General features: G+C 65.9%; 1 protein-coding gene. It reads left to right on the top strand.

What is annotated here, in order from left to right; genetic code table 11:
• Positions 1 to 105 precede the first annotated feature (105 nt).
• On the top strand, positions 106 to 1,090 hold a 985-nt coding region (locus tag NL1_RS35970; protein WP_067849406.1), incomplete at its 3' end, for an IS481 family transposase.

The following is a 1,090-nucleotide window of genomic DNA, read 5'->3' on the forward strand; positions in this document are numbered from 1 at the left end:
GTACTGACCACGGACGTTGGTGACGGCGTGGCGAGCTGACATGGCGAAGACCTCCGGGTGAAGTGCGAGCTGCCAAGCAAAGCAGTTCACCTGTCGGAGGTCTTCGTGTCTCACCGTAATGCGCCGTTGTCGGAGTTGGGCCGGTTGCGGCTGGCTCGTTGTGTCGTCGAGGACGGCTGGTCGCTGCGACGAGCAGCCGAACGGTTCCAGGTCTCGGCCACCACTGCATGGCGGTGGGCCGACCGCTACCGACGATTCGGAGCCGCTGGTATGGCCGACCGGCCCAGCCGCCCGCATCACAGCCCACACCGGACCCCGACGCGGACCGAGCGGCGCGTCATCAAGGTCCGCCTGCTGCGCCGCTGGGGTCCAGCCCGGATCGGGTATCTGCTGGGGTTGAATCCCTCGACGGTGCACCGGATTCTGACTCGCTACCGACTGACGCGGCTGCGCTGGCTCGACCGCGCCACCGGCCAGGTCGTACGCCGCTACGAGCACGCCCATCCCGGCGATATGGTGCACGTCGACGTCAAGAAACTCGGCAAGGTCCCCGACGGCGGCGGCTGGCGCAAACTCGGCCGGACCGTCGGCAACCACAACTCCCGCGCCGACAAGACCAGCGGTCTGAGCAACGCCTACGGCAACCCACGCCACGGCTATCACTACTTGCACACCGCGCTGGACGACCATTCCCGATTGGCCTACAGCGAGCTGTTGCCCGACGAACGCAAAGACACCGCCGCTGGATTCTGGATCCGCGCCGCCGCCTGGTTCGCCGGCAACGGCATCACAGTGCGAAAAGTGTTGACCGACAACGGCTCCTGCTATCGATCACACACTTTCGCCGCCGCGCTCGGACCGGTAGTCCACAAACGGACCCGACCCTACCGGCCACAAACCAACGGCAAAGTCGAACGCTTCCATCGCACCCTGGCCGACGAATGGGCCTACACCCGGCTCTACCGCAGCGACAACGAACGCTGCGCTGCCTTTCCAGCCTGGTTGCACACCTACAATCACCACCGCGGCCACACCGCACTCGGCGGACACCCACCAGCCAGCCGCGTTCCTAACCTCTCAGGTCAGTACA

The organism is Nocardia lijiangensis NBRC 108240 (assembly GCF_001613045.1).
Taxonomy (GTDB): domain Bacteria; phylum Actinomycetota; class Actinomycetes; order Mycobacteriales; family Mycobacteriaceae; genus Nocardia; species Nocardia lijiangensis.